The organism is Leptospira sp. B5-022, assembly GCF_000347035.1.
Classification (GTDB): Bacteria; Spirochaetota; Leptospiria; order Leptospirales; family Leptospiraceae; genus Leptospira_B; species Leptospira_B cinconiae.
Genome location: NZ_ANIJ01000018.1, coordinates 56,826 through 77,904, shown reverse-complemented (window position 1 = coordinate 77,904; position 21,079 = coordinate 56,826). Strand labels below are relative to the sequence as shown.

At 40.9% G+C, this 21,079-nt stretch carries 22 protein-coding genes and 3 tRNA genes; 17 read left to right on the top strand and 8 right to left on the bottom strand.

What is annotated here, in order from left to right:
• Positions 1–68: 68 nt before the first annotated feature.
• From LEP1GSC192_RS08325 to LEP1GSC192_RS08315, 3 genes are read left to right on the top strand one after another with little or no spacing between them, the layout of a single operon-like run.
• Positions 69–1,598 (top strand): hypothetical protein, encoded by a 1,530-nt coding sequence (locus LEP1GSC192_RS08325; protein WP_020769610.1) that lies wholly within the window; start codon positions 69–71, stop codon positions 1,596–1,598.
• A complete protein-coding gene (locus tag LEP1GSC192_RS08320) occupies positions 1,595–3,061 on the top strand; it encodes a GMC oxidoreductase (protein ID WP_020769816.1) in 1,467 nt (488 codons plus the stop codon). Before LEP1GSC192_RS08325 ends, LEP1GSC192_RS08320 begins: the two co-directional genes overlap by 4 nt.
• Positions 3,058–3,510, top strand: coding sequence for a hypothetical protein (locus LEP1GSC192_RS08315; RefSeq protein ID WP_020769858.1), 453 nt, complete (start codon positions 3,058–3,060; stop codon positions 3,508–3,510). The genes LEP1GSC192_RS08320 and LEP1GSC192_RS08315 overlap by 4 nt, the downstream gene beginning before the upstream one ends.
• A 2-nt stretch (positions 3,511–3,512) precedes the next feature.
• Here the strand turns inward: LEP1GSC192_RS08315 and LEP1GSC192_RS08310 are convergent, their stop codons facing one another.
• Both LEP1GSC192_RS08310 and LEP1GSC192_RS08305 read right to left on the bottom strand, forming a co-directional pair.
• Positions 3,513–4,514, bottom strand: a complete 1,002-nt coding sequence (locus LEP1GSC192_RS08310) for a patatin-like phospholipase family protein (RefSeq protein ID WP_020769542.1) — start codon at positions 4,512–4,514, stop codon at positions 3,513–3,515.
• Between the two features lie 71 nt (positions 4,515–4,585).
• Positions 4,586–5,773, bottom strand: a complete 1,188-nt coding sequence (locus tag LEP1GSC192_RS08305; RefSeq protein WP_020769719.1) for a class I SAM-dependent RNA methyltransferase — start codon at positions 5,771–5,773, stop codon at positions 4,586–4,588.
• 54 nt (positions 5,774–5,827) lie between these two features.
• On the opposite strand from LEP1GSC192_RS08305, the gene LEP1GSC192_RS08300 reads away from it, so the two are divergent.
• The 6 genes from LEP1GSC192_RS08300 to LEP1GSC192_RS08270 all read left to right on the top strand — a co-directional run bounded on the left by LEP1GSC192_RS08300 (position 5,828) and on the right by LEP1GSC192_RS08270 (position 7,747).
• Positions 5,828–5,913 (top strand) — tRNA-Ser (locus LEP1GSC192_RS08300).
• A 16-nt stretch (positions 5,914–5,929) separates the two neighbouring features.
• Positions 5,930–6,018, top strand: a tRNA-Ser gene (locus tag LEP1GSC192_RS08295).
• A gap of 39 nt (positions 6,019–6,057) precedes the next feature.
• Complete coding sequence (locus LEP1GSC192_RS08290; protein WP_020769897.1) at positions 6,058–6,504, top strand: Tic20-like protein; 447 nt, start codon at positions 6,058–6,060, stop codon at positions 6,502–6,504.
• Positions 6,458–6,889 carry a hypothetical protein gene (locus LEP1GSC192_RS08285; protein ID WP_020769480.1) on the top strand — a complete coding sequence of 144 codons (432 nt, stop codon included), beginning with the start codon at positions 6,458–6,460 and terminating at the stop codon, positions 6,887–6,889. Before LEP1GSC192_RS08290 ends, LEP1GSC192_RS08285 begins: the two co-directional genes overlap by 47 nt.
• 6 nt (positions 6,890–6,895) lie before the next feature.
• Positions 6,896–6,972: transfer RNA gene (locus LEP1GSC192_RS08280), tRNA-Arg, on the top strand.
• Positions 6,973–7,270: 298 nt separating this feature from the next.
• Positions 7,271–7,747, top strand: a complete 477-nt coding sequence (locus LEP1GSC192_RS08270) for a WbuC family cupin fold metalloprotein (RefSeq protein WP_020769433.1) — start codon at positions 7,271–7,273, stop codon at positions 7,745–7,747.
• Between the two features lie 50 nt (positions 7,748–7,797).
• Here LEP1GSC192_RS08270 and LEP1GSC192_RS19930 read toward each other — a convergent pair whose 3' ends face one another.
• Positions 7,798–7,974, bottom strand: coding sequence for a hypothetical protein (locus tag LEP1GSC192_RS19930; RefSeq protein ID WP_020769546.1), 177 nt, complete (start codon positions 7,972–7,974; stop codon positions 7,798–7,800).
• A gap of 210 nt (positions 7,975–8,184) precedes the next feature.
• Between LEP1GSC192_RS19930 and LEP1GSC192_RS08265 the strand changes: the two genes are divergently transcribed.
• Positions 8,185–8,463, top strand: a complete 279-nt coding sequence (locus tag LEP1GSC192_RS08265) for a hypothetical protein (protein ID WP_020769868.1) — start codon at positions 8,185–8,187, stop codon at positions 8,461–8,463.
• Positions 8,464–8,482: 19 nt separating this feature from the next.
• Positions 8,483–9,193 carry a lysophospholipid acyltransferase family protein gene (locus LEP1GSC192_RS08260; RefSeq protein WP_020769826.1) on the top strand — a complete coding sequence of 237 codons (711 nt, stop codon included), beginning with the start codon at positions 8,483–8,485 and terminating at the stop codon, positions 9,191–9,193.
• On the opposite strand, the gene dapF is transcribed toward LEP1GSC192_RS08260, so the two are convergent.
• Positions 9,190–10,059: a diaminopimelate epimerase gene (gene dapF, locus LEP1GSC192_RS08255; RefSeq protein ID WP_020769498.1), complete on the bottom strand. Its 870-nt coding sequence runs from the start codon at positions 10,057–10,059 to the stop codon at positions 9,190–9,192. The genes LEP1GSC192_RS08260 and dapF overlap by 4 nt on opposite strands.
• A gap of 233 nt (positions 10,060–10,292) precedes the next feature.
• Between dapF and LEP1GSC192_RS08250 the strand changes: the two genes are divergently transcribed.
• Entirely contained in the window at positions 10,293–11,153 is an 861-nt protein-coding gene (locus tag LEP1GSC192_RS08250; RefSeq protein WP_020769652.1) for a bifunctional 2-polyprenyl-6-hydroxyphenol methylase/3-demethylubiquinol 3-O-methyltransferase UbiG, read from the top strand.
• On the opposite strand, the gene LEP1GSC192_RS08245 is transcribed toward LEP1GSC192_RS08250, so the two are convergent.
• On the bottom strand, positions 11,154–11,906 hold the full coding sequence (locus tag LEP1GSC192_RS08245) for an HAD family hydrolase (protein ID WP_020769534.1): 753 nt from the start codon (positions 11,904–11,906) through the stop codon (positions 11,154–11,156).
• 109 nt (positions 11,907–12,015) lie between these two features.
• Between LEP1GSC192_RS08245 and LEP1GSC192_RS08240 the strand changes: the two genes are divergently transcribed.
• The 3 genes from LEP1GSC192_RS08240 (at position 12,016) to LEP1GSC192_RS08230 (ending at position 15,242) form a co-directional block, all read left to right on the top strand.
• Positions 12,016–13,626 carry an NAD(P)-binding protein gene (locus LEP1GSC192_RS08240; RefSeq protein ID WP_369750084.1) on the top strand — a complete coding sequence of 537 codons (1,611 nt, stop codon included), beginning with the start codon at positions 12,016–12,018 and terminating at the stop codon, positions 13,624–13,626.
• Positions 13,626–14,771, top strand: a complete 1,146-nt coding sequence (locus LEP1GSC192_RS08235) for a hypothetical protein (RefSeq protein ID WP_020769748.1) — start codon at positions 13,626–13,628, stop codon at positions 14,769–14,771. The genes LEP1GSC192_RS08240 and LEP1GSC192_RS08235 overlap by 1 nt, the downstream gene beginning before the upstream one ends.
• A gap of 99 nt (positions 14,772–14,870) precedes the next feature.
• Entirely contained in the window at positions 14,871–15,242 is a 372-nt protein-coding gene (locus LEP1GSC192_RS08230; protein ID WP_008589759.1) for a VOC family protein, read from the top strand.
• Positions 15,243–15,326: 84 nt separating this feature from the next.
• Here LEP1GSC192_RS08230 and LEP1GSC192_RS08225 read toward each other — a convergent pair whose 3' ends face one another.
• Together LEP1GSC192_RS08225 and LEP1GSC192_RS08220 are read right to left on the bottom strand one after the other, a co-directional pair.
• A complete protein-coding gene (locus LEP1GSC192_RS08225; RefSeq protein ID WP_020769524.1) occupies positions 15,327–15,527 on the bottom strand; it encodes a hypothetical protein in 201 nt (66 codons plus the stop codon).
• 68 nt (positions 15,528–15,595) lie between these two features.
• The gene (locus LEP1GSC192_RS08220; RefSeq protein ID WP_020769874.1) at positions 15,596–16,324 is read right to left on the bottom strand and encodes an IPT/TIG domain-containing protein; all 729 of its coding nucleotides are present in this window, start codon (positions 16,322–16,324) and stop codon (positions 15,596–15,598) included.
• A 124-nt stretch (positions 16,325–16,448) separates the two neighbouring features.
• On the opposite strand from LEP1GSC192_RS08220, the gene LEP1GSC192_RS08215 reads away from it, so the two are divergent.
• Both LEP1GSC192_RS08215 and dcd read left to right on the top strand, forming a co-directional pair.
• The gene (locus LEP1GSC192_RS08215; RefSeq protein WP_020769651.1) at positions 16,449–17,222 is read left to right on the top strand and encodes an enoyl-CoA hydratase/isomerase family protein; all 774 of its coding nucleotides are present in this window, start codon (positions 16,449–16,451) and stop codon (positions 17,220–17,222) included.
• Positions 17,223–17,293: 71 nt separating this feature from the next.
• The gene (gene dcd / locus LEP1GSC192_RS08210; RefSeq protein WP_020769458.1) at positions 17,294–17,824 is read left to right on the top strand and encodes a dCTP deaminase; all 531 of its coding nucleotides are present in this window, start codon (positions 17,294–17,296) and stop codon (positions 17,822–17,824) included.
• Between the two features lie 7 nt (positions 17,825–17,831).
• Here dcd and LEP1GSC192_RS08205 read toward each other — a convergent pair whose 3' ends face one another.
• On the bottom strand, positions 17,832–21,026 hold the full coding sequence (locus tag LEP1GSC192_RS08205; RefSeq protein WP_020769819.1) for a SpoIIE family protein phosphatase: 3,195 nt from the start codon (positions 21,024–21,026) through the stop codon (positions 17,832–17,834).
• Positions 21,027–21,079: the final 53 nt, after the last annotated feature.

Sequence of the window (21,079 nt, the reverse complement as noted above, 5' to 3'; positions counted from 1 at the left end):
AAATTTCGAAGGTAAAAAATCCTAAGAAAAGCGATTGAATCCGATCCTATTACGTTTATTTTTTTCTCATGAGTAGGGTTTTACGTTTCAAAAATATCGAATATCCGAAAGTAAAAATAGACTTCGGTCTTTTACTCTTCTCCTTTTTCTCCGTAGCCTTTGTTGTTTGGATATTTTTTCGTCTTTTTCCTTTTACGATCGTTGATGACGCATATATTCATTATAGAGTGGCCGAAAATTTCGCAAAAACCGGACTCCCATATTACAATTTAAACGATCCAGTAAATTCAACATCTTCCCCGAACTGGACGATCTGTCTTAGCCTTCTTTCTAAAACCGGAATTCCCATAACGTATGCCGCTTTTCTTTTAGGTTGTATTGGGCTTTTCAGTACCATATATATTTTCGGGATACTTTTAAAACGAGAGAATATAAATGCCTCTCTAAGATATGCCGGTCTTTTGCTGACTTTCGTTTGGATTTATGATACGGTACTTATGGGAATGGAATCCGCCGCCGCATTGTCTTGTTTAATGTTTGGAATTTATCTCCAAGAAAGAAAAAGTAAATTTTCTCTTTTAATACTCTGCTTAAGCGTATTTTTCAGATACGAACTTGCCGTTTTTCTAATATTCTTTTTCCTATTCCCTTCTCCAAAAATACCCGATCTAAAGGAGATATTGATCGCGGGCCTTCCTATTTCGGCTTTGAGCCTATGGATGTATTTTCATTTCGGAACGATTCTTCCCAGAGCTGGAATGGTCAAACTTTCCGTTTATTCCATCTCTTACGACCATCCTGTTTTGGCAATTTTTGGAGATTATTCGGTAGCAGTCGCTTACCTAGCCTTATTCTTTTTAGTCGGTTTCATTTTATACAGGATAGGTTTTAAAACCGCTCCAAGATTCGTTCTTTCTGCTTGGGCCTTCGGGCTGGCTTTACCTTTGATCTATATACTGGGTCGTGTATTCGTATTCAGATGGTATACTCCTCTTTTCTTGGCACCGTTTTCTTTCTCGGTAATTTGGGCTTTTCACAAAATAAAGGAGGTCGATAATAAAGGGTTTGTTTATGCCTTGTTTTCACTTTCCATCTTAGGTGTCTTATATCAGCCGTTGCCAAAGATCTCGAAGGACATATATGCCGGCCTTTTCGGACTTTCCGAATACCGAAAACTGACATACAATTCCAGAATAGTACGTTACTTGGAGATCGGAAAATATTTAAACCAAAAGAAGCCCAACGGAACCTTGCTTGCTCCTGAAATCGGCGCCTTGGGACATTCCTTTGAAGGAGAAATAATAGATGCGGTAGGTTTAGGCTCGTCCGTATCCGTTTCCTACCATCCTTTAAAAATCCCGGAAGAGCGTTCCGATGGAGCGATCGGAGCCATCCCTCCTAAATTGGTCTTGGATACGGTTCCCGATTTTGTAGTCAGTCTCCCGGTTTTCGCAGAGGCATTACTTCAATCTGAATTTACCGAAATTTACAATTGCTCTCAAGAAACCCCTTTTGCGGAAGAAACGAAGGAGATTCTCGAAGGAGAAAAGATATGGGGATACGATTGGATCCTCGTTTGTGAGAAAAAGGCAGGATGAAGAAGGAACATTACGATATTTTAATTATAGGGAGCGGCATATCTTCCTCTTTTTTTCTGACTAGAATTCTCCAAAAAAAAGAGATCATCGGAAAAAAGATATTAGTCCTGGAAAAAGGATATGAAGAATCCCATTCGGAAAGGAAAGCAAGACGATTCCGAAAACATAACGGAGTAGTTGCGACAAAACTCGATCCGTCAAAAACATTCTTACAAACCGATGATACTAATAAAAAATGGACATATTCTCCTTCTTTCGGGGGAAGTAGCAATTGTTGGTATGGAAACACATTACGTTTTTTACCAAACGATTTCCGTACAAAATCGATTTACGGATACGGAATAGATTGGCCTCTAACCTATGAGGAATTAGAAAACTATTATTCCATTGCTGAGAATATTTTCCAAGTCTCGGGTCCTTCCAAAACTCCTTTTCCTAAAACTTCTTCCTATCCTTTACCACCGCATAAACTTTCCGGATTTGATAAACTTTTGCAGAAAAAATTCGGCTCTCTTTACATTGCAACACCTTGTGCAAGACCTTCCATTTCCATTGAGCAAAGACCTAAATGTTGTAATTCGGGTGTCTGCCACGTTTGTCCTATAGATTCTAAATTCACAGTGACAAACAGTTTATCGGGAGCTTACGAGGATCCACGTGTCATATTGAAAACCGAGGCTAAAGCGGAATATTTACGGATCGAAAACGGTATTGCGAAATCCGTTCTGATCACCTATCAAGAAAAAGAATATGAGATTTCTGCCGATTTATTCGTACTAGGAGCAAACGCTATCTTCAATCCATTTCTACTAATTAGATCCGGGGACAATTCTCCGGAATTGGGAAAAGGGATCAATGAACAGGTTTCGATAAATTGTTCGATGGAATTGGATCAAATAACAGGCTTCGACGGAAGTACCGTAATTTCGGGATTAGGTTATATGTTTTATGATACTCCGGAACGAAAAAAAACCTCTGCCTGTCTCGTGGAAAATCATACTGCACCTATTCTTGGCGGCAATAGGTGGAAAAATGGATTCAATCGGGCGAATGTTAAATTCATCTTTGAAGATCTCAGACAATCCCAAAACAGGATAGAATTGGATTCGAATGGAAAATTACCTATCGTGGTTTATAAAGGGCATCATCCGAGAACGCAAGCTGCCTTAAAAAACACGGAAAAATATGCTTCGGAAATCGCAAAGGCAGTTTCGGCCTCTTCATTTACCTTGGCTGAGTCCATCAATTCGACCGAGTCCCATATTCAAGGAACCGTTCCTATGGGAAATTCAACCGGGAATAGCGTAGTCGATCGAGATCTCGTCCATCATAAGATCCGCAATCTATGCGTTTTGGGCTCTTCTTCTTTTCCTACTTCCCCTCCTGCAAATCCAAGCTTAACAATCGCAGCTCTTTCCCTTAGAACAGCAGACAGATTATTCGATTCCGGATCCCGATCTTGAAAGTCATCAATCATATACTAAAAAACAGATACTCAAGATCCGGTTTTTTGATTGGATTACTTTCCGCGACCGCGTTCCTGTTCTTTCGTTTCATCCAAAACAATTGGAAAAGAAAAATTACCGATCATATCAAAACAATACTTTTGGAAAAGACGGAAAGTTTCGTGGACTTGCAAGGATTGATCGAACGATACACTGAGGATTTTTACGAGAATATTGTTGTTCGAAATTTGTACGATATTCCTACATCATTTTTTTATAATGCGTATTTAGGTGAAGTCCGTTTAGACCTGTTGGAATTCTACGAAGATAAACTTTTGATCAGTTTCCTTCTTTCAACCGACTTTTATAATTCGAAAAATTCGCAAAAAAAGATCGAATATCTTTATTTTTACGATCCCTATGCTTCTCCCTGCTACCGTCCGAATTTAAGTTCAGATCCCGAATGAATTTAATTCTTACGCAACTTTTCCGCTTTTTTCACCCAGTCTTTTTTGAGATATTCCAGGATCTTATCCTTATTTTTTAATGCGTCCGATTTCCCCAACTCATAAGTTTCCCTAACACCTTTTGCATTCGTATAATCAAAAGAAGTAATAGGTAAAGGTTTAGATGGGGTCACTAAAAAACACCGATCCAAAAGGCGAGGGTCCTTTCCCACGATCGTTGTTTGCTCGTAATGTATCCCTATAATTTTTGCATTGGGAGGAAACGCTTCCAGAAGTAAGTTATTCGTGAGCCCTCCGTCCAGATAATATTCCTTTCCATGATTCTGAAAAGAAACGATAGGAGGAATAGAGGAAGAATTTAAGATAATCTGTTCGATCACACTCGGGTCCCTAAAATCCGCCTCCGTAAAAAGAACTTCTTTCATATTCCAATTTCTCAATACACGAAACGTCCTTTCGGTATAAAGTCCTTTGTTACGATCTCTTTCATCCTCTAAGAACGCTTTTCCGGTTTCTGCGATCAATCTAGCGAGCCTAAATGTATTCCTATTGGAATCGTCTTTCGGAAATGCCTTGATCGTATGAATAAAAACTTTTGCCCCGGAACGAATGATCTTTTCGAAATCCATTCCGAATCGGATCGTCCTACGATACATATCCTCATGAGGAAATGCCTTCTCTCCGCTGAATAAACGAGTAAAATAAAAATTGCGAGGGTTCTTACGAACGATCCTTTCAAAAAAGGAAACGGATTCTTCTTCCGTTTCGCAGAGTAATGAAAGTACCATTGCAGCACCTGCGGAAACACCGGACACTTGCCTGAGTTTTAATCCCCAATTTTTCAACTCATGTCCAAACCCTAAACCGTAGAATGCCTTACATCCACCGCCTGCGATCGCAAAACAGATCTCGTCTTCTAACCAAATCCCTTGCAGGACCTCGCCGAACTTGGATCCAGGGTCTGACTTTCTGGAAGGAAGTTCGTATTCATCTATGATCGGCATTTAATTTTCCCCGGAGTCCAGGCTCCAATGACCATTTTCCGATTTCGGATCGGAATTCTAAAAGTAAAAAATCAGAGATCCAAAAGAACCAGGACTTCGAAATGTTTAGTCCTGGGAAAGAAATCCGTAAGAATTATTTCCTTAGGCTTATATCCTGAGTTTTTTAAGATCCCAAGATCTCTTGCTAAAGTGCCCGGATTACAGCTGGAATAGATAACGCGAGAAGGTTTATGTTCATCCAGAAAATCTAATAAGGAAGAAGAAGCGCCTGCCCTCGGAGGATTTAGAATACACAGTTTTGCTCCGATAGAACCTAATTTTTTTGGCAAAGAAGAATTCAGATCCAATGTATGGAACTCTAAGTGAGAATACCCTATATTCTTCGCATTACTCGCGGCCGCTTTTACCGAAGAGTTGGACAACTCGTAACCGGAAAGACGAGTCACTAAATGACCGATCGCTAAGCTGATAAGTCCTGCTCCTGAATAAAATTCTAATACAGGTCCGCAGTCTTTTGGGATCCAAGACCGGATCTTGAGCATCCATTCTTCCAAAAGAAAACGATTCACTTGGGTAAAACCATCTGCCGGGATGGACCATTCTAATTTTTCGGGGAGATACGGACCTATTTTCACTTCCTGTTTATCATATTCCAAAATTTTTCCGAAGGAATAACGGAGTCTCCAATCTCCCTTCTTAGAAAACGTTTTTTTACTTTCTAAATTCTTTCGGATGTACTCGTTCATCTCGGAAGGAAGATGTTTACAACCTTCTTTGGGAAATAAAACCAAGGAATTGGAATTCTCTTTATAAAATCCGGCGTTCGGTTTTCCTTTTTTGAGTCCGATTTTGATTTGAGCCGTATTCCTATAACCGTTAGAAGGTCCGCTTAAAATTTCAATTTCCGGGATTTGGGAAGGCTCCAACCTGGAAACATATAAAAAAGAATTCTGCAAAAGCGCTTTTTTGATCCGAAGTTCTTCCTCATACGGAATATGGCGATAAGAACAACCTCCACATTCGGGAAACGCAGAACAATCTGAGGCAATCCGAAACGGAGAAACATTTTCCGTGGATACTACAGTTCCCCAAATCAGTTTAGAATTTTCTTTATCAGTTCTGATCCGAACTGTTTCTCCCGGAACCGCAGCTTTTACGAATACGGTTTTATTCTCTGCATGAGAAATACAAGTTCCAAGATTCGCCCATTTCTCCACGACTAATCCGGAAATTTCTCTATGGTTCTTTTCCGTACTCATAGGTAAATCACCTTGACAGGGTCCCCCATCTTGTCAGTAAAGTAATCCTTAACCGGAGAAGTGGCCGAGTGGTTTAAGGCAGCGGTCTTGAAAACCGTCGTGGGTAACTCCCACCGTGGGTTCGAATCCTACCTTCTCCGAAGACGGAACTACACTGGAGATGTGCCTGAGCGGTCGAAAGGAGCAGTTTGCTAAACTGTCGTATGGGGTAACCTGTACCCAGGGTTCGAATCCCTGCGTCTCCGAAAGTTCCATACTCTCACCTGACCCCGGGAAATAAGAAGATGTCGGACCAGAGATTCAACACCCGGGAATTCCTGGAAGAAACCAAGCGATTATTAGAAGGGGAAGAATATCCTAATCTATTCGCTGCTATTTCCTATATTCCTTTTTTAGGATGGGTCATTCCTTGGTTTTTTAGAAGAAAACAGGAAATCTGCAAGTTTCACGCGCTCCAAGCGATCAAGTTGAACCTAGGATTCGTTTTTCTGTATTTGGTTGTTTGGTTCTTAAGAGAGTTCCCAATCCTAAGCACCATCTTAAAATGGATACATGCAAATCCAGTTGTAACCGATTTTATAAGCTATGTCGCATGGCTGGCTTTATTTGGTTATGGAATTTTGGGAGCCTTGCAAGCGTATCAAGGCAAACTGTTCGTATTACCATTATTTCCGGAAATAGAAAATGAAGTTCGAAAAATACTCAGCAAAATTAGAAGAACTCAAGGCTAAAGTCCTAGATCTTCTCTCTCCTTATTGGAACCAAGCCAAGAGTTTTATAAACACTGAGAGATTTCGCATCTACTTGGTGACACTTCCTCTATTCGGCAACTGGTTGATCGGATTTTCTTTCTACTCCAACCAAGCGGAAGTCTATAGACATGCAAAACTTTCCTTTGTTGGTGTTCTGTATTTTATCGCATTCTTAGTATTGTCTTGGCTTTTCTCCTTTATCCCGGTTGTAGGACCTTGGTTGGCCAATCTTGCACACTTAGCAGGAGTCATTATCTATCTTGGTTTATCCGGTTTACTGCTATACAATTACACCAAGGGAAAAAAACTGGTCCCGAAACTTCCCCAAGAGCATTTAGAACTTTTGGAAAAGAAATTCTTTTAATCACCCGCGCCCATAGCTCAGCTGAATAGAGCGTCTGACTACGGATCAGAAGGTCGGAGGTTTGAATCCTTCTGGGCGCACCAACTTCCTCTTTCCCATAAACTCTGACATTATGTCCCATATAATCTTGAAAATATTCTGAATTTTTGCTCAGAAAACTTGACTTTAATACTGAGTCTCAAAAACGATAGTTATATAGAAAGAGATCGGGAACCAGAATGGAAAAGTGCCATTGTGCTCAAATCACGTTTGAAAAAATCGTAGAGACAGCAAAACAACAAGGACAAGATTATCGCGAAGTGGTAAAAGCTTGCGGAGCTGCGGATACTTGCACAGCCTGCAAAGATTACTTAATCGCGTATTGCGAACAGCATCTACAACTTGTCTCGGCCGGATAAATTACTCATCGATCAGGAGTTATTCGATAAACTCCTTCCACTTGCTTCCTCTTCCGCTAGGGGAAGAACGAACCATAACTTTCACGAATTAATAGAACCGTATCAGAGATTTCTGAACGTACTAACAAAGGACACGTACGTCCAAGTTCATTGTCACAAAAATCCCCCCAAACCTGAGACCTTTCTAGTTCTAAAGGGAAAACTAGGCTTCATTCTATTCGAAGAGGACGGAAGTATCAGGGAGAAACATATCCTAAGTTCGGATGGCCCAATTTACGGGATAGATATTCTACCTGGAGTGTACCATACACTGGTCTGCCTTTCGGAAACCTGTATTTGTTTCGAAGGGAAATCCGGACCGTACGATCCCGGCACTGACAAAGAGTTTGCCGCATTCGCCCCAACGGAGAACAGCGATGGAAAAACTCAATATCTGGATTTTCTCAGATCTCTTTTCTAAAATCCGGAAAAATTTAACCGTGTCGCTCCTAAGCCTACAGCGAATATAGATCAAGATCTCGGATCGAAAATATCCTCGTACAATTCCCGGATCTTTTTCAAATTTCTTCCCGGCGGGGAAGGAAAAGGAATGATCCTGCCTAAATTTTTCGCCGTACCGGTTTCTTTTTGTTCTTCCGATTCTTTATGATTATGTCTGTTTAAAGGGGGGAGATTTTCTCTCTCCATAAATTATACCTTCGGAAAATCGAAGTCCTAAATTCAGTGACATTCGCTAGATTTTTTAAAAATGAAATCGGAAAATCCGGTTTGAAATTTACGAAAACTGTTGCCATAGTATTTTCCCAGGCAAACATGCGAATGGTTTGAAAGGATTTTGCTTATAGGCGATTCCGATCAGATCCTATTCTGAACTTCCCCTTAACGGAAAGGAAAAGTATGCCTGAATTCGATCAAATCGATCTGTTCAACTATGCCGCTTACGGCAATGAAGACGATCCTCAATGGGACGATATACGTAATTATATTCGCTCTAATGCCAACGCTTCGAAGGAATACGAGGAGATCAAAAAAAATCTCTCGAATGTTCAACCGAAACGAAAACAAAAAGATTTCGGAAGACCCCGACAAGAGGTAAAATCCTCCGATGGAGATCCGAACTCCAATAAGCCTGCGGGGCAGGATAAAAAATGGTGGAGCGTTTTCTTAGGAGAATAGTCGCTTAGGAAGGTTGACCGTGGAGAAAGAAGCAAAAACATATCTTCGGATCAAAAATTTCGTGGCTCCCTTTATTGGTCTAGCCGTGAATATCAGCGCGTACGGAACCGAGAATATTGTAACTAACGGTAAAGTAATTCTTACCTGCAATCATAGATCAGATATGGATCCTTTTATTCTTTCTTATACTTTTCCTAGATTCATTTCCTGGATCGCTGCAGAATACACTTTCAGAATTCCTATATTCAGAGACCTAGCAAAGATCGCGGGTGGGATCCCGATGTCCATTGACGGAAATATTTCCATCGGTTCCATTAAGATGATCCAACAGGTTTTTAAAAAGGGAGAGACCTTAGGAATTTTCCCGGAAGGCCATGACTATATGGTCAAAAACGATTTTAAATCCGGAATGGTAGACTTTCATTCAGGCTTCGCTGCATTTTCCATTCGCAATAAAGTGGATATTCTTCCTTCTGTCATTATCCCTGTAGAGGAATCTTATTCTGATATTCCAATACCTCCTATCGTTCGCAGCTTTATGGGAATGCCAAAAGAAGTCTGCGATATCAAAAAGCGTGCGATCTATAAAAAGGTAAAAGTGATCTACGGAGAAAAAGTAGACCATAGGGATTTTCTTTCAGGCACCTTAGAGGAGAATATGAAACAACTCTCCGATACGGTCAGAAACAGAATGATCGCCTTACAAGAAGGTCAGTACGCGGAAGCTTAAACTTCCACGACTCCGCTGAATACTTCCGTAGCCGGACCAGTCATTAACACATGACCTGATTCCAACCATTGCACTCGTAAGGTTCCACCTCTTAGATCGATACGGACATCTTTGCCAGTCTTACCGTTTAGATGAGAGGCTGTCATCACTGCACAAGCACCCGTTCCGCAAGCCAATGTTTCTCCGGCACCTCTTTCCCAAGTTCTTTGGTAAAGATGGTCTTTTCCTCTTAAGGATACGAATTCGACATTTACCCTACGAGGAAATAGTTCCGTATGATTTTCGATCAATGGACCGATCTCTCGGACCGGAAATTGATCCGGATCTTCTACATAAATAATACAATGTGGATTTCCCATACTTACGGCGCTGAATTTCAAATTGTAAGAAGAATAACCCGGCAATCCGCTCAAGAAAGAAAGCGGTTGTTCTAAGATCGGATTTTCATTTTCCCATTTAACAGGGATTAAAGAAGGAACCAAGATCGGTTTTCCCATGTCCACGGAAACTTGTTCCACTTTACCGCTTCCGTTTACTTTCAGGTCGAGTTCTAAAATTCCGGCGCCCGTTTCTATCTTAGGTTGTTTTTTGTTCGTAAGACCGTGATCGTACACGTATTTTCCAACGCAACGAATTCCGTTCCCGCACATCTCGGAAGAAGAACCGTCCGCATTGTACATATCCATTTGGAAATCGCCTTTATCGGATGCACGGATAAAGATCACACCGTCACCTCCGATCCCGAAATTACGGTCGGAAAGTTTTTGGATCTGTTCGGGGCTCAGACGTAAATCGTCTTTAGTTGCATCCACGTAAACGTAATCGTTTCCGATCCCTTCCATCTTGGTAAAATGTACTTTAGCCAAACGAATCTCCTAATTAAACCTGAGAGGTTGTTTCCATGCTTCCAATGGGACCTTCCTTGGAAAATCCAAAAAGGCCTGGACCGACTTCGTTTTTTACTGGAATTTAGAGGCTGAAACCGAAGGATAAGATCCAGTCCCTATGGTCCTGGCTCTTTAAGCCCGTGATCAAACACTTATCGAAAACCTAAGTTTTGGGACGGACTATAAACTATCAATCCAACGGACACTCCCTTTTGAACCAGACCTGTTATCTTTGCGGAAGTCAGAAAAACAAAACCTTATTCGTCGAAAACGGAATCCCAATCGTGCGTTGTTTGAATTGCAGCCACGCATTCTCCACTTATGAGCAAGACGAACATTACGAAGGATACTGGGACGACGAAACCGGTTATGATTTAGACTGGTGGGATGTGGCTCATAGAGAGATCTACAAAGACTTCATAGGAAAATTTCTTTCGGCTCCTAAAGGGAAAATTTTGGATGTTGGTTGTGGACTCGGTTTCTTCGTAAAAACGATCGGAACTACAAGACCGGGTTGGGAAGCTGTGGGTTACGAGATCTCCGAAAAAGCGGTCAAATTCGCGAGAGAAAAAAACGGTCTCAAACAAGTATTCCCAGGTATCGTTCAGGACAGTGGCCTTCCGAAAGAAAGTTTTGATATCATCACTCTTTGGGACGTAATCGAACATATCCCTAAACCGCATAGTCTCATCCAATATTTATTCGGACTTTTGAAACCCGGCGGATTTTTGTTCGTTCAAACTCCGAATTTCCCTGTTCAGCTATTCAAAGCAAAACTGAAAGTTGCTTTAAAAGGTATGCAAGAAGGCGGACATTACCTAGAAGCAAAAGATCATATTAACGATTATACGGAAAAAACTTTAGGACTTCTGGCGAAACAATGCGGATTTTCTTCCGTCGAGTTTTCGATCCTAAAACCGATCGCTTCCGTGTCCGGAGTTTCCGGCCCGAAAGCGAAATTAGGGATCTTCTTAAAGAAAGCCTTCTATTACGGAACCTTAATGCTTTGGTATCTGACATTCAAGCAAGTGAACCTAAATCTGACCTTATTTGCTCTGCTGAAAAAGAAGTAATCAAAGTACGATCCCTTTTTCCAAACTTAAGATATAATTTAAAGCGGAGGATAGATCGGGAGATTCCCAATATTCTTTTCCTTCTAACGATTTCTTTTCCAGAACTGATTTGGTTTTGGAAGAAGAGATGGGACTTTTCAGATAAAAAGCTTCTAACCCGAAAGCAAGTCCTCCACCAATATCGTCTTGTAATGAGTCTCCAATGATATACGACTTTTTAGGGTCGGCAGTCAATAACGCCTTATTAAAGATCAAGGCAGAAGGTTTTTCCGCTCCGCTTTCTTCTGAAGTGACTAATTTGTATTTAAAGTCTTTTGGAAACAGGACTGATAATTTCAGCAATTGGGTCCTGAGAGACTCGTTCGTGATTATGACTATATCCTGGACTTCTTGTAAAGCTCTGAGCAGAGACAAAATCCTTTTAAACTCTTTAAAGTTTTTCTTTTTCCAATCTTTGATCCCTTGCAGAAAAAATCCAAAATAAACGGAGTCCAGTTTTAGGACAAAAGAAGGATCCAATCTCCCGAATAGAAGTTCCGACATCTTCTTAAAATAAAGAATGCGTAGTCGATTGACCGGATTGTTCGGAAGTTCTTTTTTAACTTCTGCTCGGACAGTATCGTAAGTCTTTTTGAATTCTTTAGAAGAGGAGAAGCCCAGGGTCTTTGCCTTTTTTTCCATTTCTCGGATCGTAAACTCATAGATCCCTACGGAATCGAAAACCGTATTATCCAAATCCAAAAGAACAGCCATAACTCTAAAATCCTCGGACCGATCGGAAAGCCAAGGAGAGTTTTGGAAAATGTATAGGAAATTTCTTTTTCCTTGCTTCTTCTTACCTAAAAACTAATCTGCAATCCGTTTGTTTATGTCCGAAGATCGTTTTTCCAGAAAAGTATTCCTATCCGCTTTGGCATTCTGCGCAGCCCTTTTGGGGATTGGTTCTTATTTTAGATTCAGAAAAAAAAATATCCAAGGAAATATCCTAGGACCGGACAGAGAAACAGGGCATCGGATCAGACAAGTCAGAACGGATTTTTCTCCCGTTAGTACGATCCAAACAAAGGTTCTGATCGCCGGAGGAGGTATCTCGGGACTTTCTTCCGGATATTATCTATCCCAATTCGGGATCTCGGATTATTTGATCTTGGACCTGGAGAATCAAGTGGGAGGCAACTCCAGATATTCGGAAACCGATTCCTTAAAATATCCTTGGGGTGCACATTATCTTCCCCAACCGGGACCAGAGTCGGTATTAGTCCGGAAATTTTTAGAAGAGAACGGACTGGTCCAAGGTAAAGACTCCGATGGAAATCCAATCTATCCGGAAAAGTATCTATGTTTCGATCCGGAAGAAAGACTCTTTTACCAAGGAAGATGGCAAGCAGGTTTAGTTCCGAGAAGAACAGGAGAACCTGATGAGCAAGAATTATTATTTCGTAAAATTATAAACTCGTGGCAAAACAAGAAAGGAAGAGACGGACAAAAGGCGTTCTGCATTCCGATAGATCGTTCTTCCAGAGACCCTGAAATTTTAAAATTAGATCGGATCAGTTTTTCAGATTATCTAAAAACATCAGGTATCCAATCGCCCGAGATCCTTTGGTATGCCGATTATTGCACGCGAGACGATTACGGTGGGAATTCCGACAATATCTCTGCCTGGGCAGGACTTCATTATTTCTGTTCTAGATTAAGAGAAGAGGAAGATTCTCCTCCGGTCCTGACCTGGCCGGAAGGAAACGGATTCCTATTAGAGCTCCTACAAAAGCCTTCTAAGGATAAGATCAGAACTTCCAGTCTTGTAGAAAGAATTCGTAAGAATTCGGCAACCTGGGAGATCAATGCTTACGATATAAAAACAAAAAAAGATCTGCTCATCAAGGCGGAGCAAGTGATCTATGCTCTACCTTCTTTCACTCGAAAATATATTTTAGGAGAGAAGGATTCAATTCTACAAAGATTGGAATATTCTCCTTGGCTGGTTGCGAACCTATTTGTAGACGAACTACCCCAAGGAAAAGGACATCCCCCCGCTTGGGAAAACGTAATTTATAAGAGTAAATCTCTCGGTTACGTGGTATCTACTCACCAAGATCTAAGAGCGCTTCGACCCCAATCAGTTCTTACTTATTATCTTGCCTTTGGAGAAAAAGATACTCTTGCTTCAAGAAGATCCATTCTTCCTAAAACCTGGGATACCTGGAAGGAAGAGATACTTTCCGATCTAAAAAGGCCTCATCCCAATATTGAAAGTTTAGTTTCTCGAATCGATATCATGACCCATGCACATGCAATGGTGCGTCCTGTTCCCGGTTTTCTTTGGGGAGGAGAAAGAGAAAAATTGGCAAAATCCGAATCAGGAATTCATTTCGCTCATTGCGACCTAAGTGGGATTTCCATATTTGAAGAAGCATTGTATAGAGGATTCGAAGCTTCTAAAAAAGTCCAAACCGTTGCCAAGAGAAGTTGATGGAAGAGAAAATAACTCCTAGTCCTTGGATCATCTCCAAAAGATTCGATCTTACTTGGTTTATCACGCCCGGATTGATTTCCGTAATGGTTGTGCTCCTCGCGCACTACTTCGGATTCCCGGAAAATTCTTCCTTTGGTTCCTCTAGAACAAGCGGAAATGCTTTGCCTCCTTGGCTTTGGCTACTTCTTATCCCAGGTGTGGATGTGTCTCATGTATATTCCACTTTGTTCAGAGCATATTGGGATAGAGAAGTTTGGAATCGGAAAAAAGTCCTTCTAAGCTTGGTTCCATTTTTATGTTTTATATCGGCGCTCGTACTTTACTCTTTCGGAAAATTATTCTTCTGGGGAGCGATGGCTTATCTAGCGGTGTTTCATTTTATCAGACAACAATACGGTTTTTTGAGTCTGTATGCGAGAAGGGAACTTAAAGTCGAAAGCAAAATTCCGTTTCTCTTAGATAAGATGACTTTGTATATAGTGACCGGTTTACCTGTTTTGTACTGGCATCTAATTCCGGGAGGGAGGCATTTCGAATGGTTTATGGAAGGCGACTTTTATCAATATCCGAATCGTTCACTTTCAGACTTCATTCACATACTATTTTGGGTTTGGGTGATAGGATACTCTTCGATCCAAGTCTACCTTTCTATTAAAGGAAAAAGAATAAGTTCGGGAAAACTTTTACTCCTATTAAATACTGCCTCCGTTTGGTATGTCGGTATCGTATTACTAAACGACGATTTTGCGTTTACTCTTACGAATGTGATCAACCACGGGGTTCCTTATATGGCCCTGGTATTCGCATATTCCAATTTCAGAAAGAAAGAGCTTCCCTCCGTATTTTATAATAGTTTTCGTAATGGAGCCTTGGCAATCCTTAGCTTTTCGTTAGTATTATTGGCCCTTGCCTTTTCGGAAGAATGGCTTTGGGATAGTTTTGTATGGAGGGAGCATCCGTATTTATTCGGAAACTCTTCCGTAATAAAAGCGGAATTAGGACAGGGCCTTGAGGGAATCCTAGTGCCTCTCTTCTTTCTTCCCCAGTTCACTCATTATATCTTGGATGGGTTCCTATGGAAGGGAGGAAAGAACAACTCGGAACTGGAAGGCTTTCTGGGCATTCGGAATTTGGGCTCATAAAGCCAATTCGACTTGAAAAACGAGTATCTTACGGTTTTCCGATAGACAAGCCCGGTTTTCTTCTCATAATGACGAAAAAGGAAAACAGGATCTACCTCAATGATCATCGTAGAAGGAATCGATTATATTGTAATACCTACCGGGGATATAGAAGCCTCTGTAAAATTCTATTCCGAACTATTTGATTTCGAGACGATCGAGGAAAAAGGAAACGAATTCGCAATCATCGGCTTGGATTCTGTGAACATTAAACTCCTCAATACCAACGGAGTTAAAAGTTCTTTAACCGAAGTTAAATCTCCTGTCCTCAGTTTCGTATTGGATGTGGATGATTTTACCGAAGCGATCGTAGAACTCGAATCTAAATCAGTTCAGATCGTAAGAGGTCCGGAAGCCAGAGACGGAGGAGAGTTTCTCCATTTCTTGGATCCGTCCGGTAATATATTAGAGATCAATTACAAAGAAGATTAAGACTTAAAACTTTCGGCCTTAATAAAGAAAAGCCCTCAATTTGAGGGCTTTTTTATTGTGTTTAGACAATCGGACCAAAAAAAGTTAGGAGATCTTGTCTACAAATGCTCCCTTAGTTTTATAAATATCGCCCGCATAACTAGGATTCATTGCCTTCTGATCAAAAATTTCCGCCTGCTTGTTTTCGTAAGGTTTATTTGGAATTCCTTCCACCTTAGGCATTTTGCGCGGATCGGAGGAAGCTTTTTCAGCCAGTCCGAGATAGATAGAGGTTATTGTTGCCATTCAGTATTCCCTCCCTTCAGATCCTAATCCAAATCGGATAATAAACCAAGTATTTTTTGCCCTGAAAATTAGGGAAAAGATACGGTGCAGTTACCCTTTCCAGCGGTAACGAACATCTGCACGGTATAATAACTGGAGAATGTCAAAGTAGGTTCATAAACCCAAGTATTCGTATCCGAAAAAGTCCCAACGTCCGTCCGACCACAGGTTTTGGAAAACTTGGAATAGATCAGATATGTATCACAGGCAATCTTAACGTTGGTAGGACCTTCCGGATTCAGATCGATCCGCAGTGCCTTTGTCCCGGTCTGACCAGTAATTTCGAAAGTTTTGGAGTCCGGATAAGACACCCCGACCTCATCCCCATACAAATTGTCGAAAGATTTATAACAATCAATATAGAACCTAGTACCGTAACAGTTCGTCGCCGCGCTTCCGTTATTCTCATCACAATAGACAGGACCGTCTTTAGTCACAAATAACGTACCGGTGGAAGCTCCTGCCGGAACCACCGTAATGATCTCTGTGCTTGTCGCACTTAGGACGCTTGCAGATACACCGTTAAATTTAACCGTTGTTAGATTCGTATCCGCGGAAAATAAACGGCCCTTAATCGTAACAGTTGTGCCTGGATTTGACCCGATAGGAGGAGATCCGCTGGGAGGATCAATCTCGGTTATCACAGGATTTCCCAATCCTAATTGAGAAGCAAGGTCCGAGTCTTTACCCGTAGAACAACCGAGTCCGAAAATGGATAGAGATAACATAAAAGCTAAGATCTGAGTCTGAAATCGCATTTTTTCTTTAACCTAGAACCGTTCGTATACAGCGCTTTTGCTTGCCGTTTTTAAAAAACCGCAGAATCTACCCAATTATCGGAAAGATCCGGCCTATCCGGGAAAGATTTTTTAGAAGGCAAATATGAGCGAGACTGTTCTTTATTCCATCGAAGATTATACGTGCATAATTAGTTTAAATCGACCCGAAAAAAGGAATGCGATCTCTAGAGAATTACTCTATCAGCTTATGTCCCATGTAGAAAGAGCGAGCAAGGACCCTAAAATCCGAGCTTTGGTACTCAAGGGAGAAGGTTCCGTATTTTGCGCGGGGGCCGATCTAAAAGAAAGAGCAGATATGTCGGAGAAAGAAGTACATAAATTTTTAGACCAAGTCGGAAAATGTTTCCTTGCCTTGGAAAATCTTCCATTCCCAACCATAGCTGCTTTGGACGGAGATGCATATGGTGGCGGATTGGAAATGGCTCTCTGCTGTGATTTTATTCTGATGAGCGCCGAAGCAAAACTAGGTCTTACGGAAACAGGGCTTGGTATTATTCCCGGTGCCGGCGGAACCCAAAGACTTCCAAGAAGAGTTGGAAAAACAAAAGCGTTAGAACTTATTTTAACGGCATCCGTAATAGATGCTCAAACCGCGTTGGATATTCAACTTGTGAATTCAGTCTGGCATGACTCGGCATTTATAGCCGGAAAAAAATTAGCCTCTCTACTTTCCGAAAAGGCACCCATCTCTTTAAGACTTGCAAAAGAAGCGATCAGAGAAGGAGAAGGAAAAGATATCCAAGCTGCTCTAAAGATAGAGAGAAAACATTATAATAAAACCCTAAAAACGGAAGATAGACTGGAAGCCTTAAAGGCTTTCCGAGAAAAAAGAAAACCGGAATTTAAAGGAAGATAGAACTCCGAAAAAGGGAGGCGAGACACAAGGCCGACCCGAAAATAGGCAAAACAAGGAAGCTGGAATACGAAATGATCCTAACGGGTAAGGAAATTAAAAAAAGATTAGAGAAGGATATCATCATAGATCCTTACTCCGACAATAACTTAAATCCAAACTCTTATAATCTACGGCTTCATAATGAGTTGGTTCGTTATACGGAAAGTCCACTGGATATGAAAAAGTCCAATCCTTCCGAAAACCTGATCATCCCGGAGACCGGACTACTTTTGCAACCCGGAGTTCTCTATCTGGGCAGAACTTTAGAATACACTGAAACACATAATCTGGTCCCAATGTTAGAAGGACGTTCTTCTATCGGTAGATTAGGAATGTATGTCCATGTGACTGCGGGTTTCGGGGATGTTGGATTCAAAGGATTCTGGACCCTCGAAATTTCCGTCATCCAACCTTTAATCATCTATCCGAATGTGGAAATTTGCCAGATCTTCTACCATACTGTCGAAGGAGAGATCACTGAATACAAATCAGGCAAATACCAAGGCAATAAAGGGATCCAAACCTCTATGCTTTATAAGGATTTTGAGAACGGAAAATATTAAACTTCTATTAAGAAGCTTTTCTATCTCTTTCGATAAGTCTTACTAATTTTTGAGCGTTCTCGTCTTCCGGATCCTTTTCGAGGGCCAAATGAGCATATTCCAAAGCCAAATCGAATTGTTCCGTCTGACGGTATAAGTCGGAAAGATTGATCAGATTCATGGAATTGTCCGGTTGGAGTTCCTCCATTCTTTTTGCAGCCAAGATGGCTTCGTCCATTCTACCGATCCTGCGATTCGCCAATGAGAGATAATACCAGTATTCTACCAAGTCGGGATCAGATCCCAAATATTTATTTAGGACCTCTACTGCTTTGCCGTAATTTTTACCTTTAAAGCTTAAAAGCCCAAGTAGCTTAGTCACCTTAGTATTCTGAGGATCCGATTTATACAGTCCTTCCAACGCTCCGAGAGCTTCGCTCAAACGGCCGCCCATATAATCTTCTTTTGCTTTTTTGTAGATGAACTTCCAATCGAAAGGATCCGAAAGCTCGTCTTCCTTTCCGTCATTTTCCGGAGAAGCTACAGGGGAATATTCCACTCTTAAAAGAGAAAGGTCGTCGGTTAATTCTCCAACTTTTAAGATCTCTTCCTCTATCCTTTCCAGGTCACCTTGGCCTTTTTCCACCATTTGTAAAAAGAGCATCTCATCTTCATTGATGGTACGGACTTCTTTTTCGGGAGTAAGGTCCAAATCATCTTTACCGTCCGAACCTATGATCAATACGTCACCAGGTTCTAGTCTTCCGGAGTGGACCTTAAATTCGTATTCGGAATCCAATCCTATCTTTCTAAGAGTAAGTCCTGTTTCTAAGAAACCGGCTCTACCATCCCTATACATAACGGAGAATGGGTGTTCTGCGTTGAAATACCAAAATTTGCCTGTTTCATCCTCTATGATGATAAACGTCCCAGAGATTACCATTGATCCGTTGAAAGATTTGAAAACGGACTGCATCTCTTTATATATTTCGGTTAAAAATTCGGAAGGAGTGGTATCCAACACTCTATCATTTGCAGCGGATCTTGCGAGAATAGAGTTGATCACAACTCCCATGACAAGCGATCCTCCCGCTCCTTGCATGGACTTACCCATTGCATCTCCGTTCATGGCGAAGGTATAACGTTTATAATCGTTCTCCTTTCCGAGACGAAGATTTCCAGTTACGCAAAGATCTCCACCCAAGTCCGCACGTTTGCCTTTGAACTCGAATTGTTTCTTTTGACGAAGAATAAAATTAGTACTTACTTTTGAAGATTTATTCGCATTATAAAAAAGCGGTTTTGCCAATAAGGAAGTAAGGAAATAATCGCCGTCCTGTTGTACTTTTAGGCGCTGTAATTCATCTATTTTTTCGGAAAGTTCTCTGGTTCTTTCTCTTACCTTGGTAGCTAAGTGTTCCGCATAGTCTTGGAGTTCTCCCCTAGCTTTTCGAATGGAAGTCACCATGTTATTGAATGATTCGGATAGGAAACCGATCTCGTCTTTTAAGTCTACTCTAACCTGTACGTCCAAGGCACCCAAGTTAACTTTTTCCACCCCGGATAAAAGTCTGTTCAGCGGAGTGATCAAACTTTGTCGGAAGAAGAGAGGGAATATGAAAAATACAACCACCAAAACTAAGCCCAAAATAAGGGTTTGTTTGGCCGCAGTTGGATGCATAAATTCCCTATATTTGCGATACGAGTAACCTACTTCACTGACCACATCTTTTTTCACATCATAATGTATATATGTTACGAAGTGTTGATGTTCATCCAAACTTTTTCGGTAATGTCGATACAACGCAGGTTGGAATGGACGGAAATACAAAAGGATTTCCGCCTTTAAATGACCGATTAACAGATCCTTTTCATCAAAGGTACAAGTCCCGTTCTTCTCCTTCCATTTTTGGAGAAGATGTTCTTTGAAAGGAATGACACCTTTGGTATTGATACCTTTTAGATAATTTCTACCGTCCACGCAGAAATCTTTGGGAAAGATATAATCCAACTTGTTAGAAGTTACGAATACTGCGGTGTTTAATGAATTCAAATGATCTAATAATTTTGTTTTTAATTCTTTTCCTTCCAAATTAGGATTATCATCCAAAAACTTTAGGATAGAAGCCTTATAGCCGCTGAAATATTCGTGCGTATCTTTTAGATTTTTTTTAACGGAATTTCTAAAACCTTCTTCCGCCAGTAGTTTTATATGTTCGTAGATGATTGTATTCTTAAAGTCTATCTCCAATTGGGGAAGTCTCAAATCGTACTGATTATCGTAGCGGGAATAATCCACGTTCTTGGATCCGCCTTCCCATTGGACTATATATTGCATTTCCGGGATCTGTTTTCCGCCTTCTAAGGCTCTTGCCATGTTTACGATACTTTTTGTATCATATTCAGACTCCTTATCTCGGTTGGAAATGAATACCAAAGCTTGCATGATCAGCATCAAGGTCACGAAGGTAATACCTACGATCTTTACCATGAAGGTGGTTTTTTCTTCGCTAAAGTTCAGGAAGATTACCAGGATCAAAAAGATCCCTAAAGTCATCAAAAGTACGATAGACGTTAAATATGTGGAACGCTCAATCCATCCGTCTCGGCTGAGAATATTCGTAAGTGCGGGAACCACACCTCCCGCCAAAAGGGCCGCCATAAAACCACCGATCGCAAAGCGGATCCTACCTTTGGTTTTGGTCATCCTATAGATAGGAAGAATTAAAAAGGAGATCAAAACGAATAAACCGATCAAAACTGCAATAAGAGAAGAAGCCTTTTCCGCATTAAAATCCCAGTGATGAGCGGTGAAGTGATATTTCCTTGGTGAACTAAGAGTAATATAATAAAAATAAGAAATCCCGATAGCTGCAACCACGTACATCCCGATCGTGAGATTTCGATTCATTTTAGGGTTCGCGTTTTGGGGATAACGTGCCAGGAATTGACCCAGGTGTATAAGCGCAGGCAAAATAAATCCGACAGTCAACCATCTATGATAGGCAGCGATCGGGTTATACAGGAATGCGGCGAAAAAATATCCGGAACAGAAAAATGAAAAAAACAAAGCCCCTAATGCAAGATGCATTGTGCTTGAGGATTTTTCTTTTAAGAAGAGGAAGAATAAGGAAGTGAATAAGAAAGCTAAAATCGATAGCAAGCTTCCGAAAGAATAATAGTTCAGCAGAACATCGTTTTGTAAGATTGAAAAAATTTCCATGCAAGCAATAAGGAAAGGCTCTAAATAATCCGGCTTTTGGACCGGGTTTCAAG